Here is a 19,485-nt window from a genome sequence, read left to right on the forward strand (position 1 = left end):
CTGCAAGATGGTACTCGGCTTCGCTTTCCCATCTCGGGTTGATCTACAATGGCGGCGTTGCCACCCCACCTCGTCCCACCCCGATGGCGCCTCCATGAATTCGCGTTTTGCTTTGTTGTTTGCCTCGATCGTTAGCCTCTATTCCTCGGCGGCTGGCCAAACGATCCAGCCCACCGGTCCGATCCAACAAGTCCACACCGGTTTCCAGTTCACCGAAGGTCCCGCCGCGTCGGACGACGGGACGCTGTATTTCACGGACATCCCCAACACCGCCATTCATCGTCTTTCCAAGACCGGCGAACTGTCACTGCTAACCGATCAATCCAATCACGCCAACGGTTTGTGGCCGCTGTCGAGCACCCAGTTGTTGGCCTGCGAAATGGACGGTGCCGTGGTGATGCACGATCTGTCTGGCGACTCTCCCCACCGCATCGTGCTGGCGGATTCCTTTGCTGGCAAACGCTTCAACGCCTGCAACGACTTGGTCGTCGACCACCACGGCGGACTTTATTTCACCGACCCGCAGTACCGGGCTCCGGAACCTTGGCCGCAAACCGAACGCTGTGTTTACTACGTCGCGAATTTTGAGACCGATCCGCAGGTCACTCGTTTGACCGGCGACATCAACGCCCCCAACGGGATTGGATTGTCGCCCGACGGCAAAACGCTTTACGTGATCCCATCGATGCAAGCCGAGATGCTGGCCTACGACGTTCTGGGACCTGGCAAAATTGGTTCCTCGCGAGTTCTCTGCACCGTGAAGCAGGTCGAGGGCGAAACCGCTCGCGGTGGTGACGGGATGGCCATCGACGTGGAGGGAAACCTTTACCTCACGACTCATTTGGGAATCCAGATTTTCTCGCCCAAGGGTGAAGCACGTGGGATCGTTGCGTTTCCTGAGATCCCTGCGAACGTGACGTTTGGCGGTCCGGAATTCAAAACCATGTACGTCACCGCGAGAAAATCGCTGTACTCGGTCGAAATGCCGATCGAGGGATTCCGCGAGTTTCCCGCAAATTGATTTTGCAGGATCTGCGATGTTTCGCTACAGTTTCACGCGAGCGTAGGACCAGGATTGGCCTGCGCGGCCGAAAATTGCCGTTTCAAGGAGGAAACGATGTCCGGAGAATCATTTCGATTCGTTCATGCCAGCGACTTTCACCTGGAAACCCCGCTGGGTGACCTCGACCATCTGCCGCCGCAATTGCGGGCAGCGATGGCGACTGCTCCTCGAGACGCCGCCGCGGCAGTCTTCGAAGCCGCACTGGCCGAAAACATTGATTTTTTAGTCCTGTCTGGCGACTTGCTGCATCCCGTCGCGGCTGGTCCGCACGGCATGTCGTTGTTGCTGGATGGATTTGAAAAGCTGCATGCCGCCAACACAGCGGTCTACTGGGCCGCCGGAATCGCGGACGATCCCAAGCAATGGCCCGAAGCGGTTCCGTTGCCGCCCAATGTGACCCTGTTCCCACGGGATCGCGCCGTCGCGATCCCGCATCAGCGCGCCGGGCGAACGGTTTGTTCGATCATCGGACGCAGCAGCGAAGGCCGATCCACCTTGCATGTCGCGGGATTCCAAACCGAAACCACCGACGAATTCACGGTCGGAATCGGGCATGGGATCGCTGACGCAAGTGCCCTGTCCGGGGCCCGCATGGACTACTGGGCTCTCGGTGGACCACACAACCACACCGAAATCGAAGGCGGTGCTCCCGCCGGAGCTGTCGCCCCTGGATCACCTCAAGGTCGCAACAGCGACGAATCCGGACCTCACGGCTACGTTGTCGTCGATGTCGACGCCGAGCACACCGCTCGCATCCGCCGTGTCGAAACGGATCGATTCCGTTACCTGAACGTCGCGATTGACTCCGACGAAATTCGTTCCGCCGGCAGCCTTCGGAATCTGTTGGGACAAAAGATTGGCACGCTGACCAACGAACACGGTGGGCGTCACCTTTTGATCTCTTGGGAAGTCACGCTGGACAACGCTGAAGTGTTGCCCTCCGTCGGCGACCCCACCGAATTGCTTCGCAATTTGCGCCGCGACCATGGCACCACCAACCCGGCGGCCTGGACCACTCGGTTGACCGTGCGTCCGCCGCACAACTACCCGAAATCTTGGCAAGACGAAGACACCATCCTCGGTGACTTCTTGCGAGCCAGCAAGAAATTTGCCGGTGCTCGCGTTCGCAGCACCACTGCCGATGATTCCGCCGGACCCTCGTCACCCGGCGACCGGTTGGATTTGATGCCATTCACGGAAGAACACACGGACCTGTCCAGCACCGCGTCGTCCTTGTTGGGGGACGTGCCCGCCGACCAACGCGAATCAATTCTTGCGGACGCCACTTTGATGGGCGTCGAATTGCTTCGCGGTGGCAAACCCTCTTGGGGACGGAAATCATGAAGATCAAAGACATCCAAATCGACGGTTTTGGCGTCTGGACCGGTTTGTCGGTCGACTCCTTGCCCGAAGGCATGACGCTGTTCTACGGCCCAAACGAAGCCGGCAAGACGACGCTCATGCAGTTTCTGCGAGCGATGCTGTATGGCTTCACCGAAGAACGCCGGCAGAAATACTTGCCACCCATCCACGGCGGGACTCCCGGCGGTGCGATTCGAGTCACTGGCCCTGGGGGCGGCTACGAAGTCCGCCGACACAGTCAACTGACGGACTCCGATGTGACCGGCCGACTGACCGTCATGGGCTCGGACGGGTTGGCCCAAGGACAACATCGCCTGGGCATGTTGTTGGGGCAAATCGACGAACCCATTTTCACCAATGTGTTCGCAATCGGCATTCGCGAATTGCAAGAATTGTCGACGCTGGATGACACCTCCGCGGCCGACGAACTTTACAAACTCAGCAGCGGATTGGATCGAGTCTCGTTGGTCGATGTGCTGCGCAGTCTTCGCGCCGGACGCAGCGAAGCAGTCGGCAAACGCGAATCGGAATCCGACGACAACGAAGCCGCGATCGGCAAACTCGCATCGATGATGTCGCGCCGTGAAAAGCTGCGTGACGAGATTCAGCGATTGAGTGGCAGCACCCGCCGCTGGAGTGAGCTGGCGACTCAGCGCCGCACGCAAAGCCAAGAGATCGAAACGCTTCGCGGCCGCATGATCGCCTGGGAACGCGAAGCCCGCTGCGTCGAAATCGCGACCAGCGTCTACGAAAAATGGCAAGAACGCGATCAAATTCGTGGCGAAATCGATGCCATTGAAGGCGAAGCCGCCCTCCCCGACGAAGCCCCGGGGCAGCTTGTTCAAATCGAAGCGATGCTCGAGGAGCGTCGCACCAAGCTCGAAGAGATCAAAACCAAACGCCGTGGATTGCGAGACAAATCCGAGCAGCTTCCGATCAACAAGCGATTGTTCGACTTGCAGGGTCGCATCGAGGCGGCGTCGCAACAGGCCACTTGGATCGAAGCCCTGGAAGAACAGATCGATCGGCTCGACAACCAAGTCGAAAAGGCTCGCAACCAAGTCGACGCGGATGCGGATCGACTGGGCATCGAAGAAGACGAACGTTTGCGACTGGGGGAAGGTGACGACGGCGATCTGCCTGACTTGTCGCGTTCGACTCTGTCCGCGTTGTCAGCGCCAGCCAAGCACGTCAAAGAACAATTGTTCTTGCTCAAACAAGCTCGCGACGAAGGCAAAACACACAAGGTCCGCAAAGAGAAACTGCACGACCAACTGCAGGAAGTCTTGCAGCGCGCCCACGCGACGGATTTGCAACAAGCGATCCGCCGCGAAAACGACAACATCGCCACGCTTCGCCAACGAATTCAGCTTGGCCAGCATCTGGAAAAGCTGAAACGTCACCACAAAGACCTCGAACGCGAATCGGTGGAACTGACCACCGATGAAGCCGTGCCGATTGATCGGCTGTGGTTGCTGTCGTTGCCATTCATCGCCGGCGGCATGTTGCTGCTGTACGGCATGTTCAACGTGTTTCAAATCACGACGTTTGTCGCTGAGCCCAATCCGACCCAGGGCATGCTGTGCATCATGTTCGGTGCGATGGCCCTGTTGGTTTACTACCTTTCACGCGAGAAAGGTCAACGCAATACCGCCCGTGACTTGGACGACTGCGAACGTCAAATCGATTCCGTTCGACGTCAACTTCGTGAGATCGAAACGGAACGCGAAGACTTGGATTCATCGCTGTCGGTCAGCAATGAGTCGCTGGAAGCTCGCTTGCGAGAATCCGAAGTCTTGCTTGGGGAACTCGACGAATCGATGCCGCTCTACCACGCTCACGAAGCGGCTCACCAGTCCTACCAAGCCGCTTACAAACGCGCTCAGAAGGCGGCCGAAGGTCTGAAGACCGCTCGTCGCGAATGGACGGCGACATTGGATCGCTTGGGGTTGTCAACGACGTTGTCCCCCAAAAGTGTTCGCGTTCTGGGAGATGGCTACGAAGCCTTGCAAACCAGCATGCGCCGGTTGATCGAACTGAAAGAGGAACGCAACCAACGTCAACGCGAACGTCAATCGCTCGCAAAGCGAATTGAAACGCTTTATCTCGAAGCGATCGATGCCACCCAGCACGCGTTGACCGCAATGGCGGATGGCGAATCCGAATCGGCTGATCCGTCGAAGGAATACGATTCCGAGTACACGGACAATTACGAATCGAACGAGTACGAAGACGTCGAAGAGGACGACTACAGTGAATCCTACGCTCGTTCTCAGCGAAAGAATCCCAAGAAGAGTCGCAACGAAAAACGGAATCGAAATCGTGATCGCCGTGACGACAACCGGTCCAGCGAGACGGAGTCGAATCGCAATAAACGTCCGGTGACGATGCGATCCAACCCCTTGGATCAACTCAATCACTTGCACGAAGAAGTCGCTCGCCAGCAACACTGGGTCAAGCAGCGTCGTCAGCTCAAGGAGCACGACCTGCAGCTGAAAAAGCAACAACTCGGGCATTCACGTGCCATCGAACGGGCCGAACAACAGCGTCGCGCTTTGTGGGCCAAGTGCGGTGTGGCGACACCGGAGCAATTCTATGAGATCGTCGACCGGAAATCGTTGTTGGTCGAATACAACTCGCAATTCAAATCGATCGACCAACAGGTCCGCTCGATGGTTGGCAACAGCGTCGAATACGACGATGTCGCTCGTGAAATCGAGGGTGCCAAGTCAACCGATTTGGAACGACGCTGGGATGCTTTGACCGCTCGGATGACCGAGACGGAAGCCCGTATCGCGACACTGCAAACCGCGCAGGGCGAGTTGGCCCAGTCGATGAAACAACTTGGCGACGATGATCGGTTGATGACCGCACGCTTGGAATTGGGTTGCATCGAACGCCAACTCGATCAACTCGCACGTCGTTGGCAAACTCTGTCGATGGCCAGTTGCCTGCTGGAGGATGTCTGCGGCACGGTCGAAAATGAACGCCAACCGGAAACCCTTCGCGAAGCTTCGTCGTTCCTGAACCAACTGACCGACGGCAAATACGTTCGCATCTGGACGCCGCTGGGGTCCAATCAACTGAAGATTGATGATGCCGAAGGCAACTCATTGCCGTTGGAAGTCCTCAGTCGTGGAACCGGGGAAGCGGTCTTCATCGCTCTGCGATTGTCTCTCGCGGCTGCCTACGCTCGCCGTGGCGTGATGTTGCCATTGGTGCTGGATGATGTGCTCGTCAACTTTGACGGGGCACGCGCCGAACACGCCGCTCGCACTCTGAAGACGTTCGCTGAACTGGGGCATCAAGTCATGATGTTCACCTGTCACGACCACATCGTTGATATCTTCCACCAAATCGGAGTGGAGGTGCGGCAGATGCCCGCCCAGGGAACTCCCGGACGAGCCCAAATCTTGCCACCGCCAGTGGAAGAGGCCTACGAGGAAGAGTACGAATACGAAGAAGAGTACGTCGAAGAAGAACCGGAAATGGAAATGGAAGAAGTGGCTCCGGAACCAGAACCCGAGCCAACTCCCGAGCCACTTCCGATCGTCGTGGAGGCCCCCAAACCGGAACCCGTCGTCGTTGTGGCGCCCCCAGTGGTCAAACCTGCCCCCAAGCCGATCGAATTGGTGGTGGAAGACCGGCGTCCAGTCAAACCCAAGTCCAAGTTCCACTACAAGTTCCAAGATGTGGCCCGGCAAAATCGACGCGTGCGTCGTCCTGAGCTGATCATCCAGCGTCCCGAACGGCGACCGGAACCTGAGCCTGAAATCGAACGCGAAGTGGTCGAGGAAGTCAGCTCACCGGATGCCATCGGTTGGGCGTGGTTCCAACGCGAACCCGCCGACGGTCACATTGATGCGGAGGAAGCTGCTGCGGAAGCCGCTCGGAATCAGTGGCTGGACGCAGAGGACCGCGAAATGCAAGCGGTTGTCAGCGAAGCGGAAGCGATCGGCAGTTTGGTTCACGATGAAGCGACCCGGTCCAGCTCGGACGGATCGTCGGACAGTTCGTCTTCCTGGTGGACCGGCGAACGCACCAAGTCCTGAAGCTATCCCGAATCAGTTTCCCGATGATGGCAAAGCACGGCGGTGCCGGAATCGCACCAACCGAGGTGCGGGCACTGCCGAATCAGGCTGGACGGGCTTCTGTGAATCGTCCACCGACCACGAAGGCTTCTCGCGAAGGGCTGTTGCGGTGCAACAGCCTCATTCCGATTTCGTAGCACTTGGATTGATGACGACGCGCTCGGACCACACGCAGCTGCAGCCAAAACGTGGGCAAGATCAATCGCACCTCTTCCTGCGGAAACAACTCGAAAGGCGTGACGATTCCGCACGCATTCTTTGAGAAGTCTCGCGTGAAGACCCCGATGGGATGAAACGCACGAGGCAAACTCGGCAGCGCTTTTTCGAAGTACATCACCCCGCACGTTCGCACGATGCGGCGTTGAGCCTGTCTTTGATCGCAGTAATTCACCGCGGCCACGCCGGACTCATGAAAGAAGTCTGACCAAGCCTCTGGGAGATCGATTTCCCAATCGGTCGCCCGGACTACTTCGGCATAGTGCTTTGGATAATCGAAATCCAACATTCCACCATCTCCGGGTCAAGGGCCTTGCCGCTTTCGCGACGAATCAGGTTACACGCGTCTTCGCGTGACATCGGTGTTCGATAGGGACGCTGACTGGTCACCGCTTCGTAGATATCGACGACCGCACACAAACGCCCCCAGGGGTGAATTTCGTCGCCGGCACTGCCGACGGGATAGCCACCGCCATCGAGTCGTTCATGGTGCTGGTACACCATCATCAGTTGACCAAACGTCAAATCATCGCGAAGAGCCAATTGCCGGAAGCCATCCCCGGGGTGCTTCTTGATGATTGCAAACTCGTCTTCGTCCAAGCGTCCTGGTTTTGTCAGAATCTGATCGGGGATCTCGAGCTTTCCAAGGTCATGCAACAACCCGCCCGCGACCACCAATTCGACCTCACGCTGGTTCATGCCCAGTTCATCCGCCAACATTCCGGCGTACAACGCGACGTTGGCACTGTGTGTGAAGGTGGCGTAGTCGTGATGCAATACGCGAAATAGGTCGCCTGCGGCAAAGTCATCGCGTGAAACCAATTTGGCTGCCAATCCACCTAGCTCGCTGGCGGCACTGACCGTGGTGTCTTCGTTGTTACCGGCAAAGCTGCATTTCAGCACATCCAGCACGACCTCGTTGAGCGCCGCGGAACGCTGCGAATTGGTGACCGATTCATCACCACCACCCGCCGCCATGTCGCGGAGGTATTCTTGGTAGCTGGAACGTCCCTCCCTTTCAATGAACAGCTTGGTCACCCCTCGTGACTTCAATTTGTTCAGATCCTGGGACTTCATCGGGTAGTTCGCACCTCGATAAAGCTTCGCTTCCTCGGTGGATCCCACCCGGCAATACAGATCCGCACCAATCACCGAAGACGGTGACAGCGTGGACACACTGATTGCGATGAGATCCGAGACGAGCATTGGGTTGCTGCGTTATCCGTACGTTTGGGGGGCTTTGCTCTGGTACGAACCAGAACCATTCAAACGTACAGTGAGGATCGTGGCGAGCTGCAGTTCTGCACGGATTCTTTCCCCTTTCACCAATCTGAAAAGGGCACATCCCGCACAATTGGAACGAGCGTTCCAGCCCCTGCGAAAAATTTGCACTCGTTGCCGATCGCATCACATTCGTTCAGACTGCTGACATTGCGGCATTGGTGCCGAAAACACACGATTCTCGATGACAGAAAAGGTTGGCATGCCAGACTTTTATCAACACGACATGATCACGACGATCCACGATCTTCGTTCGGCCAAGCTGGACCACTTGGAGTCGATGCTTCGCGAATCGACTGAAAATCATGCGATCGGCCTCGTGTTGCCCGTCACCGCATCGGATATGCGAGCCGAACCTTTCGATGTGATCGTTCGAGAATTGGCCCAAGCCGATTACATCGCCTCCATCGTCGTCAGCCTGGGGGTCGCTCCGAATCAAAGTGATTTCGACGAAACCTGTGCCAAAATCGCCCCTCTGGGCGACCGTGCCAAAGTCCTTTGGACGGACGGCCCCGACGTTCAAGGTCTCTACAACGAACTGATTGACTCCGGCATCGATGTCTCCGTTCCTGGCAAAGGCCGCAGTGTCTGGACCGCGTTTGGGTTCCTGTTGGATGATCCAGACATTGAAACGTTTGTGCTGCATGACTGCGACATCGTCGATTACGACCGTCAACTGCTCTCGCGACTGTGCCTGCCGATGGTGCACCCGGGGCTCGATTTTGAGTTCTGCAAGGCCTACTACGCGCGGGTCACAGATCGAATGCACGGCCGCGTGGTGCGGCTGTTGGTGGCTCCTTTGCTGCGAGCCTTGATGCAATGTTTTCCCGAGAATCAATTTGTGCGATTCCTGGGGAACTTCCGGTACCCGCTCTCGGGCGAATTCTCCCTGACCCGCAACTTGGCCCGTACCAACCGAGTGGCCAGCGATTGGGGATTGGAAGTGGGGACCCTCGCGGACGTCTACCGCAACACATCTCACAAACGTGTTTGCCAAGTCGACCTGGCTCGCCTCTATGAGCACAAGCACCAAACGCTTGCGGTTGATCAGCCCTCCAGCGGCTTGATCAAAATGGCGCTCGACATTCTGACCACGATCTACCGAACCTTGGCTAGCCAGGGCATCGTGTTTGGTGAGTCAACGTTTGTGACCCTGCGAGCCTCGTTCCTGCGGATCGCTCAAGACTGCATTCGCCAGTACGCCGCTGACGCGCGAGTCAACTCGCTGGCCTACGATCGTCACTCTGAAGAAATGGCCATCGAAGCGTTCGCCCAATGTGTCACGCAAGCCGGTGAGATCTTCGCGGAGGATCCCAGTGGCAACCCATCGATCCCCAACTGGACTCGCGTCCGGGCGGCGTTCCCCGACTTCACTTCGCGCTTACGCGACACGGTGAAGTGACGGGACAGTGAAGTGACGGGGCTTCACGGGATGCCGATTCGGCCCCGTGATCCGTCACTCTTCGGTGGTCATTGCGATCGCGTCCAGAGCCAACAGGCGATAGCGCACCCGATCGCTTGGCGAAAGCGTTGGCAGGTGAGCACGCCGGCGACTGTCCAACAGGATCTCGTACAATCCTGCGGCGGACCGCGGCCGTGGCATGGAACGAATCAGACCCGCCCGCAGCGATTCATCCGCCCAGCGGGTTTGGCCAATCAGCTGCAGATCCAAACCACGTCGTTTCGTCCAGTCGCGATGCACAGCCCCATGGATGAGGCTGGCTTCAATCGCGATGTCGAGTGAATCGATCCCGCCGCGAACGCCGAATTGGTCGGGCAAATTGGCGTCAAACTCTTTCTGTGATTCGGTGCGTTGATCGATTTCTTCTTCGATCACTTCGGGGGTCTCAATCATCGGTGCGGGCGAATAGATCAACAACGGAACATCACGCCCCACTCGCATTCGCCGAACCACATCGATCATCTCAATCGCCGATGCGTCTCGCGGCTGTTCTTTCGAAACGACCAGCCGGACGTCATCGCCGAGCGACAACATTCGCTCCAGGGAAGCGACTGACGAAACAAGTTTGGGTTGGAATCCCGCCCCCGCCATGATTCGTTGCCAAGAGGAAATGATCTCGGGGCGATTCTCCAAAATGATCGCGACGCCTTGCTCCCCGAGCGTCGCCATTTGCAGCCAACGATCCTGAACGCGTGACATCCCAGCGAATGTCAGCTTGGGGTCAGCCTTCAGCAACCGCGCGATCGTGGCAGCGGCTTCATAGCGTACCGTGGCACTGGGGTGATCCACTGTTTCGATCAACACACTCGGGTCGGCACCTCGCCGCAGCAAACCCGCCGCCAAACCACGGCTGAGTTCTCCGTCAATCAATCGCAACACACCAACCGCCGCCGGATCGTTGTCGGTTTCAACGCTGTTCTCCAGCACTGGCAACGCCCACGCGGCCAAAACCTCTTCGGCGGCCGTTTTTCCGAAGAAGCTTTGGATGAATTCATCGCGATTCTTGGCGTCTCCCCAATCAGGGTCGTTTGCGACTCGGTATGCCAACTGGGCGGTCAGTTGTTGGACCACGCTGCTGGAATCTTCGTCACCGACTCGGCTCAGTCGCGCTGCCGCATCGGCTGCGTTTCGAAATGCCACCACCCAGGTCGCCGCTTGTGTTGGAACCACACCGTCGCGTTTGGCATTGATCGCCCAAACCGAGACATCACCAAAATCATGTTGGCTGCCAATGGATTCGTTCATCGCATCGTGCAGCGCCAACCGCATGACTCGCAGGGCAGGCTCTCGCGTCTCCGGATCCGTCTTCGACGCCGCTTCCAGTCGTCGTGCGAGTAGATCGACTTGGACTTCTTGCAAGCCCGACATCGCCAGTGCATCGAACGCCTTCGAGCGAGCCGAATCGGTTCCATACAATGCAACGCGGCGAAGGCCAGCGATGCCGGCGTCACGATCGATCTTCAACAACACTCGCAAGTCTTCCCGTCGCTGATTCAAATCCGTGGTTCGAACGACGTCGCCAATCAATGCCGCGGACGCGTACTCGCCAGCTCGGAACAAGGTGCGATAGGCCGAGAGTTTTTCGTCGTCACTGGCCGAGGTCAACTTCTTGATCGCCGCCTGCAACCTGCTCGGGTCGCGAAGCGTTTTGGCACGAGCTTCAAAGATCCCGTCGAGAGCCGTCTTGGCTTCGTCGGAAACTTCCGTCGCGGACGATATGCGAAGACGCTGGTCGGAGCCGATTTGGGAAGCGATTCGCGCGGCGCGATCGTCCGCGGGGGCGTTGTTGGCGAGCGGCCTCAACAGTTCATCCACTGCCGACCAAGCCCGAATGCGTGCCAATGCGTCCAGGCTGCGACCGAGTGCTTCCGGTCCGCCGGTGGCTTTCAACTTCAATTGCACCACCACCGGATCGGGTGGCAATCGAACCGATTCGCTCTCCTCCACGGTCTCTTGAGCGACAACGCTGAGCGATCCCAAGCTGACAAAGATCCAGCCAGCGGCAAAAATGGCGACGAGGAAGCGATCGAAAAAACGGTCAGCCATTCGGGAAATCCGAGGGTTGGCGAAGATGACGAATGAGAAGCGTCCCCATTCTAATCCGTCGCACCACGGATTCACCTTTCTTCAGACCAGCTTTCTGCATGATCAGAAACACGTTCGCAACTGGGACTCAGCGTCCAATCAGAAGTCCGATTGTTCGGATTGACGCAGTTCTTCCAGCCGGGCATGGGCCTCGTCCGCCCAGGGACTGCCCGGCGAAAGCTGCAGGAATCGCCGCCAATGATGCTCTGCTTCCACGCTGCGGTGCAGGTCTTCGAGGATCCGGGCCAAGTTGTAGTGCACGTCGGGGTAGTCATCGTGCAGTGCCAACGCACCGCGATAGGCCGCGACCGCCAACTCGGGCTGGCCGGTTTCTGCCAAAACCCCCGCCAAACTCGAGCGGGCTTCGACAAAATCGGGGTCGACCTCCAACGCCGCGTAGTAGCGTTCTCGCGCGGCGATGGTTTCCCCGATTCGGTACAGCAACTCGCCAATCTGGAAATGGATGTCCGACCGAGCTCCATCCCGAGCCAACACGGCGTGGTAGCAATCGATCGCGAATTCAAGTTCTCCGGAATCTTCCGCCTGGTACGCTGACAGCAACAAGTCATCCTCGTCGTCCACCAGATCTTCGGCGGGCGGGAACTGCATCGAATCATGTCCGGTTGCGGTCTCGGTTCCGTTGGTGCTCAGCCCGGCGGTAGGCGACGACGTTCGAGCCGATATCGGATCCGATGACCTGATACCAAATTCATCGGCGATCGATTGACCCGGGCGCGAAAACGGCAGGATGGAAGTGTCCATCGGGACTTCCGCTGCTGACTCATCGGCACCCTCCAACGCGTCGAAATCGAATCGCAATTGACCTCCTGGTTCGATCAGTCCTTCGCCCTGACGAAGCAAAACGTGTTTGCCTTCGACCAAGATGGACAACTGATCCAAGGGACGCCGCAAGTTGGGAACGACTTCCACCCACTGCATGATTCGCCGTTCAATGGCCTCGGGACTGGCCCCCGATGCAACCCACGCCGCCAACCGTCGCGCTGTGGCGACTTCTTGAAAATCAAAGTACGGCAGCTTGTGCAGCGTCCGCACGGGACGAATCAGTCCGCGGCGATGCCAGCGGCGAATGACTCGCACGGAAACGCCCAATAAATGAGCCAGCATGGCTGGCGTGTGAAGTTGGCGGATGGATTGCTCCGCATCCACCAATCCGAGTTGTTGCCACAAATCGGTCTCGTGCAAGATCTCGACATCCGCGTCGTCCCCTCGCCGCTCTGTCGCTCGTTCGATCAGCTCGGCTTCGGCCAGGGGGGATTCTTCGGCTCCAATCACGATGCAGTCCACCGACGACGCCTCGCTTTCGACCACCACCGCGCCATACGAACGCAGCAAGTTCGTGGCTTCGCGACGGTTCATTCCTCCCAATCGCCCGACGATCACCATTCGTCGACCGGACAACGCATCGCTGGGCAACGGTTCGAGGTCGAAGCTTTCTGCGTCATCCTCTTCGCCGTCGTCGTCATCCCGATCAATTTCATCTCGACCGATGTCATTCAATCGATTGCTGTCGAAAGGGATGGCGTCCGTGTCGGAGTGGGCAGCCTCCAACTCGCCATCCAGCGTGTTGGCCAGGTCGTCGTTCTGCGATTCGATGTCGTCGTTGGAAGGCATGATGCCGACAAGATATCCGATCAGCATCTGCCGACCACTCCGGATCCCCGTCGCTGGACAGATTGTCGCCTGACTGTCCCGCGAAAGTGTCTGGGATCTGGACTCGTGGCAATGGTGGGGCAGGATCGCTTGTTCGTGGGCTAACGAATGCACCGGTTGCCTCGTTCTTTCCGGTTCTGCGAGGAGATTGAAAACAGGGCGACTTTGCTGGCCAGGGAACCGATACGGACGAAGGGTGTTCTTTTCACGACACGCCATCTCCTCCCAACTCCTTCGCAGGTTCTTTCGTCATGCTTGTCACTCGCTTGGGCAAAATCACGGTGCTCGCCGTCGCCGCGGGAGGCCCCTACGTCGCTTCGGAAACCGATTGGGGACGCAGTGCCGCGGGTTCCGTCACCAATGTCTTTCGGGGGGAAGGAATTTCTGGCACGGGTTGGGGATCTGGTGAAGCACCGATTGGCGGCGTCACCCACTCCCCCGATTCGGACCGCTACCCGGTTCACTCGCACCACCAAGTCGAAACGCTTCGTGGGGTCTCATCCCAGCGTTACCGCTACGAACCTGAAATCGCCAAGAAGCTCGGTGCGATCCCCGCCACAGACGAAACACCGTCGCTGGCGGGAAACAACGTCGCCGACTTGCGAGAGGTTTTGCGTTTCGACTTGACGACCCAAGCGGTACTGAATCGGTTTTCGCGAGTCTCGACCGTGCTAGCGGATCTGCAACTCGAGGGGCTGCGAGTGCCGATCGTCACCGGTACCCAAACCACCGATTTGGCTGGCACGCTGACGTACTACTTTGATCGTTCCGGTTCGGTCCAACGGATTTCGTTGCATGGCTTCACGGGAGACCCTTCGCGTTTGGTGACGACGATCCAATCGCACTATGGACTCGCCCGGGAACCCACCCTGGAAGCCGGAGTGTTCACCAAACGTTGGAACGGTGCCCCTGTTCACTTCCTGCGTTTAACTCACGCCCCGGTGGTCTTCAGCGACGCTGTGCACCAAAAGTACACGGTGTTCTTGGAACTGAACCAACCCAACCTGGCGTATGGGATCAGTGACGAAGCCAAACGAATCGTGGTCACTGACCAGTGGACGGGGCGTTGGTAACAGCGGTGTCGCCCATCAATGTCTGCAGCCCCGCGTCCATGTTGAGGCGGGGCTGATAGCCGAGCCGTTCTTTGGCGGCGGTGATGTCAAACGAGTGATCTTTCGCGAGCTGCGAAGCGACAAAGCGAGTCATTGGTGGTTCGCTGGTTCGTCCTGTCCATCGATACACGGTTTCCAACATTGCACCGATCCGGTACGCGGCCGCGAAGGAGATCGACTTGGTCGGCGGATCGACACCATGAACCCGACACAATTTCGCGATCCAGTCCCAGCAATTGACAGGCTCGTCCTGCGTGACAAAGTACGCTCGCCCTGCCGCCACTTCAGGCCGCTCTCGCAAGGCATCGATCGCGTCCAGGTGAGCCGCGGCGGCGTTGATCACGTGAACCGTGTCAATCACATTGCTGCCGTCGCCAATGATTCGCAACCGTCCGCTGCGAGCACGCTGTAAAACACGAGGGATCAAGTGCGGGTCATTGGGTCCCCAGATCAAATGCGGGCGCAGCGCAACCGTTCGCATCCCACCCAGCTGATCCGCCGCCAAAATTTCCTGTTCGGCAATCGACTTGGTGTGCGGGTAATGGCACATCCAGGACGTCGGATACGGTTCCGATTCATCGACGTCACGCTGATCTCTGCCATCAAACGTGACGCTGGGACTGCTCGTGTAGATTAGCTGCGAAACGCGAGCTTCCAGGCAGGCTCGCAATAAATTTCGTGACGCCACGACGTTGTTGTCAAAGTAGTGCTGCCAGGTTCCCCAGACCCCAGCGACGGCCGCGGTGTGAATCACCACGTCGGCGTCTGCGATCACCCGGTCCAAGTAACCGTTGTCCAGTAAATCGCCGCGGTGGTGCGTCATCCCCGCGCGAACCAAATCAGGGGTTTCGCGACGCGACAGCCCGACAACTTCCCAGTCACGTCGCAACAACTGGCGAACAATTTCTCCGCCCAAAAATCCACTGCAGCCAGTGACGATCACCCGCATCAGGCAGGCTCCAATGCAGGCGATGAATCGGAGGTCGAGCCGTCGTCGGATTCGGGCGTGTTCCCATCCTGCGTGTCTGCCGCACTTGGATCGACCGCGGGATCCTGGCTGGCAGGAAATTTGACGAACACCCGGATCAAGATCACCACCGCGATTGCCAACAATGCCGACCCGAACACAAACGGAGCACCAGGGAACTCAAACGGTGCGTTCTCTGATGTGAAGTAACCCAGCAAACCGCTGGTGAACAACAGCGGTGCCGGGATGTTGGTCAAACTGATCAGGGACGTCAGCGCGCCTTGCACCTTGCCTTGTTCTTCGGGATTGACTCGACCCGCCACCAAACTTTGAATCGCGGGTCCCGCCAACCCTGCCAATGAACCAAACACGACGATGCACGGGATCATCCATCCCTGCGATGCCAATCCGTATCCTAAGAACGCGATGCACGAAACACAGGTTCCCATCACTGCCGTCCGCCGTTCCCCCAAGCGTTTGATCATGGGACGTACCAAGCCGCCTTGGACGATCGCCGCCATCAAACCGACCAACGCCAACGTCAAGCCGTTGGTGACCTCGTTCCATCCGAAACGATACCCCATCGACAACACCCAAACGTTTTCCAAGCCACGCTGAGCCAACGAGGAAAACATGAATGCGACGGCCAGTCCGGCGATCATCGGGTAATTCCGAAGTCGCGAGATCGTTCCGAGCGGGTTCATTGCGGCGAGTGAAATCGAGCCTCGTTTTTCAGGTGGCAACGACTCGGGCAAGACAAAGTACCCGTACAACCAATTGACCAACGACAATCCCGCTGCCACGAAGAACGGCAATCGAATGTGCACGCCGCCCAGCACGCCACCCAGTGCGGGCCCAATGATGAACCCCAGCCCAAACATCATGCCGACCAACCCAAAGTTGCGAGCCCGGGTTTCTTGCGTTGAAACGTCAGCGATGTAAGCATTCGCGGTCGAGAAGCTGGCCCCCATCACCCCGGCGACAATTCGCCCGACAAACAACCATCCCACCGAAGGTGCCAACCCGGTCACGATGAAGTCGACGCCCAAGCCAAACAGAGACGCCAAAATCACCGGACGCCGTCCGAATCGATCGGAAAGAGCGCCCAACACAGGAGCAAAGAAGAATTGCATCAGCGAATACGTCGCGCCAATCACGCCGACGTAAAAACTGGCTCGTGATGTGTCGCCGCCCACAAACTGTTTGATCAATTCGGGCAACACGGGAATGATGATTCCGATTGCCAAAATGTCGATCAACAATGTCAACAGGATGAATGCCATCGCCGCCGGACGTCGCTGGTGCGGAGGCGTGATCAAGGCATTCTGGGGGGCAAGAGTGAGGCGGGGACGTCAGAGAAGTGGCCCACACCTTACGATCCACTCCGCTTGGCGTCGAGATGGGCGATCTCGCCTGTTCCGACACTCCCCCAAGCCGGTTCGACGCTCAAAAGCAAGCCGACAGGCGGACTCAAAAAGCCCGTCATTCCGATCCCTCGGCAAGCCGCGCCCGGCTTTCGACGGGCCAACTGGCGGTTTAAACTGGTCGGTTGATCCATCGTTGGCGTGTTGAACACACGCTCAACACAAGAGCTTCTCAGTGGTGATCTGTACTCACCGCACTTCTTGTGTTGCCAAACGGATTTTGCTCCTTCTAAGGTTCTCTCGGATGCCCCAAGGCTTCTACACCCAGTGCGTCGTTGTTTTGCTGCGCGAACGCGTGTCGATGCGTAAAATTGCTGCCGCAATCGATGAATACGAACCGTCGGATCCCTTGCCCGCCACGGCGGACTGGGCGATCGCGGGACCGTCATTGATCATGGACATGGACGAAGAAACGCCCGGTCATCTGGCGATCGACCTCGTCGACCAACCCTGGCCAGACGACATGCAAATCGATGATCCTGATTCCCACGTTCGCCAAGCGTGGTCCAACGGTTCGTTTGGACCCAATACCTTTCCGGGGTCACTGCAGCGTGCCCTCGAGCAACTGTGGGTCTGGGACGAGGGCAAAGAAGAGGTCCCCCAGCACACTGCGTTTCTGCGAATCCGCAGCAGTTACATCCTCAAAACCGACGAAGACGACGCGCCGCTGACGCCCGAAGCGTACGAACCGTTTGATGAACTCGCGCTGATCACCGAAGTCGCCGCGGCACTGACCGAGCTGCCTCAGGCCATCGCCTACTTCAACCCTGCCGGCGAAACGATCCGCAGCCTGGAAGGAATGAACCAGGTCATCCAAGAATCGGAGGACAACGACTTTCCACCCTTGGATTTGTGGGCCAACGTTCGGCTCTACAGCCTGGACGATGGATTCGCGGCCATGGACACGGTTGGCAACAACCAACTGGATCTGCCGGACATCGAAGCCTTGTTCCTCGCTGAAGCCTACGACTTCAATGACATCGACGAACTGCTTCGCCTGATCACTTGTCACCTGATCGAAAGCGAAGAACCGTTCGAAGACGGGGACACGGTCCAAGGCCCCAACGGCGTCACCTGGGTGATGCATCAATGTCCCGACAGTATTTCTGATCCACCGCGTTCGGTGCTGCGATTCCTACCGCAAGACGGCCACGAATTGCCGGCACAGTATCAACCCGCTGCGGAATGACACGGGCAGGTGATCACTCGCCAATGCAGTACAAGTACTCTTGGCGTTGGTCACCTTCTTGCACACCGACTCGCAAGTAAATGCGTCCGCCACTGATGGCCGGGGTGGCCATCACGGAATCCCCGAGTTTGTTCTCTGCAATCAACTCGAACGATTCGCTGTCGGCTGCGAAGATGAAGCAGGTGCCTTCTTCATTGACGGCATAGATGCGTTCGTTGACCAGCACCGGTGACGATGTGAAATCACCGCCCAAGCGTGATTTCCACTTCGTCTCGCCCGTTTCGCAATCAACGCACATCGCAACCCCGGCGTCCAGCGTCATGAACAAGTTCCCGTCTTGGTGCAACATCGAAGGCACGTAAACCCGGGTGCCAACTTCCCAAGCGATCTCGCCCGATCCATCCGCCACCACGGCGGAAATGTGACTCTGCGGGTAACCACCCGATGTGAAGACGTGCTTGCCATCGGTCACGGTGGTCGTGACGCACTCGGTGGTCGCCCCCTCGATCTCCCAGTTCACTGTTCCGGTTTTCGGATCCAAACTGGTGACCAAATCGCACCCCGTCAGAACCAACTGATCTTTCCCGGCCACGGACAAAACCACAGGGGAAGGGTAGTTCGGTTCTTTCGGACGCTGATGACGCCAAACCACGTTTCCGGTGACGCGGTCCATCGCCACCACTTGCCCACCTGCTTTGTTGTCCGCCGACGCGATCACAAGGTCGTCATAAACCGTGGGCGAAGAACCGTATCCCTGGTGAATCTGGTACCGACAAAGCTTTTGCTGCCACAGCAGTTCGCCGTCCAAGCTCACCGCCGACGTGTAGACGGCTTTGTTCGAGTAGAAATTGACAAACACACGTTCCCCGTCCGTCGCGGGAGTGCAGGATGCCCAGGAAGCTCTGGTGTTGGGTTCGCGTTGGTCGACGGTGTCGAATTCACCTTCATGCACCACGGCTTCCCAAACCAGTTCCCCTGAATCGCGGTTCAGGCACACCAGCAATTGCGAGTTTCGAGCCTTGTCGGCGACTTGCAGGTAAACCCGATCGCCCAGCAGAATCGGTGAACCATGACCACGATCGGGAAGCGGGGTCTTCCAGATGATGTTCCGTGTGCCATCGTCCGAATCACTCCACTGTGTCGGAGGATCTTGATCGCCGACGGCGTGTCCCTGACGACCGGCACCGCGCCACCAGGGCCAGTCAGTTTCTGAAAACGTTGGTGTCTCAGCCCAACTGAATTCACACGACATCAGGAAACAGGCGATTCCCGCCAAAAGCATCTTTTTCATTCCATCACCGTCCCGTTTCACTGTGTTGACAATCATCGCGAAAGAACCAGCCCAATTCGCAAGTGAGTGAATCGAAACACTCTCCTGCTGGCGCAGCGAGCCAGTATATCAACCCACCACTTTGCCTGGGGCAACGCCGGGCTGCGAAACGTTTGATGTTGTGGAGCGTATCGATTTGCGCAAGTTCTGTTCCACGACTTCGCCCCAACGGGGGCGGCTCTATAACAGCCCAGGGCAACGCCTGGGCTGATGGAAATGTTGGCAGGGTGGT

General features: G+C 58.0%; 13 protein-coding genes. 6 read left to right on the forward strand and 7 right to left on the reverse strand.

Going from position 1 to position 19,485, the window contains the following annotated elements; genetic code table 11:
- Positions 1-94 precede the first annotated feature (94 nt).
- The 3 genes from RISK_RS15635 to RISK_RS15645 are packed head-to-tail and all read left to right on the forward strand — an operon-like array spanning position 95 to position 6,477.
- On the forward strand, positions 95-1,021 hold the full coding sequence (locus RISK_RS15635) for an SMP-30/gluconolactonase/LRE family protein (protein WP_047815227.1): 927 nt from the start codon (positions 95-97) through the stop codon (positions 1,019-1,021).
- 54 nt (positions 1,022-1,075) lie between these two features.
- The gene (locus tag RISK_RS15640; protein ID WP_173442683.1) at positions 1,076-2,407 is read left to right on the forward strand and encodes a metallophosphoesterase family protein; all 1,332 of its coding nucleotides are present in this window, start codon (positions 1,076-1,078) and stop codon (positions 2,405-2,407) included.
- The gene (locus RISK_RS15645) at positions 2,404-6,477 is read left to right on the forward strand and encodes an ATP-binding protein (protein ID WP_047815228.1); all 4,074 of its coding nucleotides are present in this window, start codon (positions 2,404-2,406) and stop codon (positions 6,475-6,477) included. Before RISK_RS15640 ends, RISK_RS15645 begins: the two co-directional genes overlap by 4 nt.
- An 82-nt stretch (positions 6,478-6,559) precedes the next feature.
- Here the strand turns inward: RISK_RS15645 and RISK_RS15650 are convergent, their stop codons facing one another.
- Complete coding sequence (locus RISK_RS15650; RefSeq protein WP_236696355.1) at positions 6,560-7,021, reverse strand: PilZ domain-containing protein; 462 nt, start codon at positions 7,019-7,021, stop codon at positions 6,560-6,562.
- Entirely contained in the window at positions 6,982-7,938 is a 957-nt protein-coding gene (locus RISK_RS15655) for an HD-GYP domain-containing protein (protein ID WP_047815230.1), read from the reverse strand. Before RISK_RS15655 ends, RISK_RS15650 begins: the two co-directional genes overlap by 40 nt.
- 277 nt (positions 7,939-8,215) lie before the next feature.
- On the opposite strand from RISK_RS15655, the gene RISK_RS15660 reads away from it, so the two are divergent.
- Positions 8,216-9,415: a glycosyl transferase gene (locus RISK_RS15660; RefSeq protein WP_173442686.1), complete on the forward strand. Its 1,200-nt coding sequence runs from the start codon at positions 8,216-8,218 to the stop codon at positions 9,413-9,415.
- A gap of 54 nt (positions 9,416-9,469) precedes the next feature.
- Here the strand turns inward: RISK_RS15660 and RISK_RS15665 are convergent, their stop codons facing one another.
- Together RISK_RS15665 and RISK_RS15670 are read right to left on the reverse strand one after the other, a co-directional pair.
- The gene (locus RISK_RS15665; RefSeq protein WP_236696356.1) at positions 9,470-11,521 is read right to left on the reverse strand and encodes a hypothetical protein; all 2,052 of its coding nucleotides are present in this window, start codon (positions 11,519-11,521) and stop codon (positions 9,470-9,472) included.
- A gap of 138 nt (positions 11,522-11,659) precedes the next feature.
- On the reverse strand, positions 11,660-13,219 hold the full coding sequence (locus RISK_RS15670; RefSeq protein WP_047815232.1) for a MerR family transcriptional regulator: 1,560 nt from the start codon (positions 13,217-13,219) through the stop codon (positions 11,660-11,662).
- Between the two features lie 263 nt (positions 13,220-13,482).
- Here RISK_RS15670 and RISK_RS15675 point away from each other — a divergent pair, with 263 nt between their 5' ends.
- Positions 13,483-14,304 carry a DUF6690 family protein gene (locus tag RISK_RS15675; RefSeq protein ID WP_047815233.1) on the forward strand — a complete coding sequence of 274 codons (822 nt, stop codon included), beginning with the start codon at positions 13,483-13,485 and terminating at the stop codon, positions 14,302-14,304.
- On the opposite strand, the gene RISK_RS15680 is transcribed toward RISK_RS15675, so the two are convergent.
- Together RISK_RS15680 and RISK_RS15685 are read right to left on the reverse strand one after the other, a co-directional pair.
- Positions 14,276-15,292, reverse strand: coding sequence for an NAD-dependent epimerase/dehydratase family protein (locus RISK_RS15680; RefSeq protein WP_047815234.1), 1,017 nt, complete (start codon positions 15,290-15,292; stop codon positions 14,276-14,278). The genes RISK_RS15675 and RISK_RS15680 overlap by 29 nt on opposite strands.
- Positions 15,292-16,629: a TCR/Tet family MFS transporter gene (locus RISK_RS15685; protein ID WP_047815235.1), complete on the reverse strand. Its 1,338-nt coding sequence runs from the start codon at positions 16,627-16,629 to the stop codon at positions 15,292-15,294. Before RISK_RS15685 ends, RISK_RS15680 begins: the two co-directional genes overlap by 1 nt.
- A 406-nt stretch (positions 16,630-17,035) precedes the next feature.
- On the opposite strand from RISK_RS15685, the gene RISK_RS15690 reads away from it, so the two are divergent.
- Positions 17,036-17,923 carry a DUF4261 domain-containing protein gene (locus tag RISK_RS15690; protein ID WP_053061195.1) on the forward strand — a complete coding sequence of 296 codons (888 nt, stop codon included), beginning with the start codon at positions 17,036-17,038 and terminating at the stop codon, positions 17,921-17,923.
- Positions 17,924-17,936: 13 nt separating this feature from the next.
- Here RISK_RS15690 and RISK_RS15695 read toward each other — a convergent pair whose 3' ends face one another.
- The gene (locus tag RISK_RS15695; protein WP_047815279.1) at positions 17,937-19,235 is read right to left on the reverse strand and encodes an outer membrane protein assembly factor BamB family protein; all 1,299 of its coding nucleotides are present in this window, start codon (positions 19,233-19,235) and stop codon (positions 17,937-17,939) included.
- Positions 19,236-19,485: the final 250 nt, after the last annotated feature.

This window comes from Rhodopirellula islandica (genome assembly GCF_001027925.1).
Lineage (GTDB): Bacteria > Planctomycetota > Planctomycetia > Pirellulales > Pirellulaceae > Rhodopirellula > Rhodopirellula islandica.

What these genes read in the sequence shown, in the direction of transcription:
- RISK_RS15635 (WP_047815227.1), top strand. Translation starts at nt 95, where the DNA reads ATGAATTCGCGTTTTGCTTTGTTGTTTGCCTCGATCGTTAGCCTCTAT.
- RISK_RS15645 (WP_047815228.1), top strand. Translation starts at nt 2,404, where the DNA reads ATGAAGATCAAAGACATCCAAATCGACGGTTTTGGCGTCTGGACCGGT.
- RISK_RS15650 (WP_236696355.1), bottom strand. Translation starts at nt 7,021, where the DNA reads ATGTTGGATTTCGATTATCCAAAGCACTATGCCGAAGTAGTCCGGGCG.
- RISK_RS15655 (WP_047815230.1), bottom strand. Translation starts at nt 7,938, where the DNA reads ATGCTCGTCTCGGATCTCATCGCAATCAGTGTGTCCACGCTGTCACCG.
- RISK_RS15660 (WP_173442686.1), top strand. Translation starts at nt 8,216, where the DNA reads ATGCCAGACTTTTATCAACACGACATGATCACGACGATCCACGATCTT.
- RISK_RS15665 (WP_236696356.1), bottom strand. Translation starts at nt 11,521, where the DNA reads ATGGCTGACCGTTTTTTCGATCGCTTCCTCGTCGCCATTTTTGCCGCT.
- RISK_RS15670 (WP_047815232.1), bottom strand. Translation starts at nt 13,219, where the DNA reads ATGCTGATCGGATATCTTGTCGGCATCATGCCTTCCAACGACGACATC.
- RISK_RS15675 (WP_047815233.1), top strand. Translation starts at nt 13,483, where the DNA reads ATGCTTGTCACTCGCTTGGGCAAAATCACGGTGCTCGCCGTCGCCGCG.
- RISK_RS15680 (WP_047815234.1), bottom strand. Translation starts at nt 15,292, where the DNA reads ATGCGGGTGATCGTCACTGGCTGCAGTGGATTTTTGGGCGGAGAAATT.
- RISK_RS15690 (WP_053061195.1), top strand. Translation starts at nt 17,036, where the DNA reads ATGCGTAAAATTGCTGCCGCAATCGATGAATACGAACCGTCGGATCCC.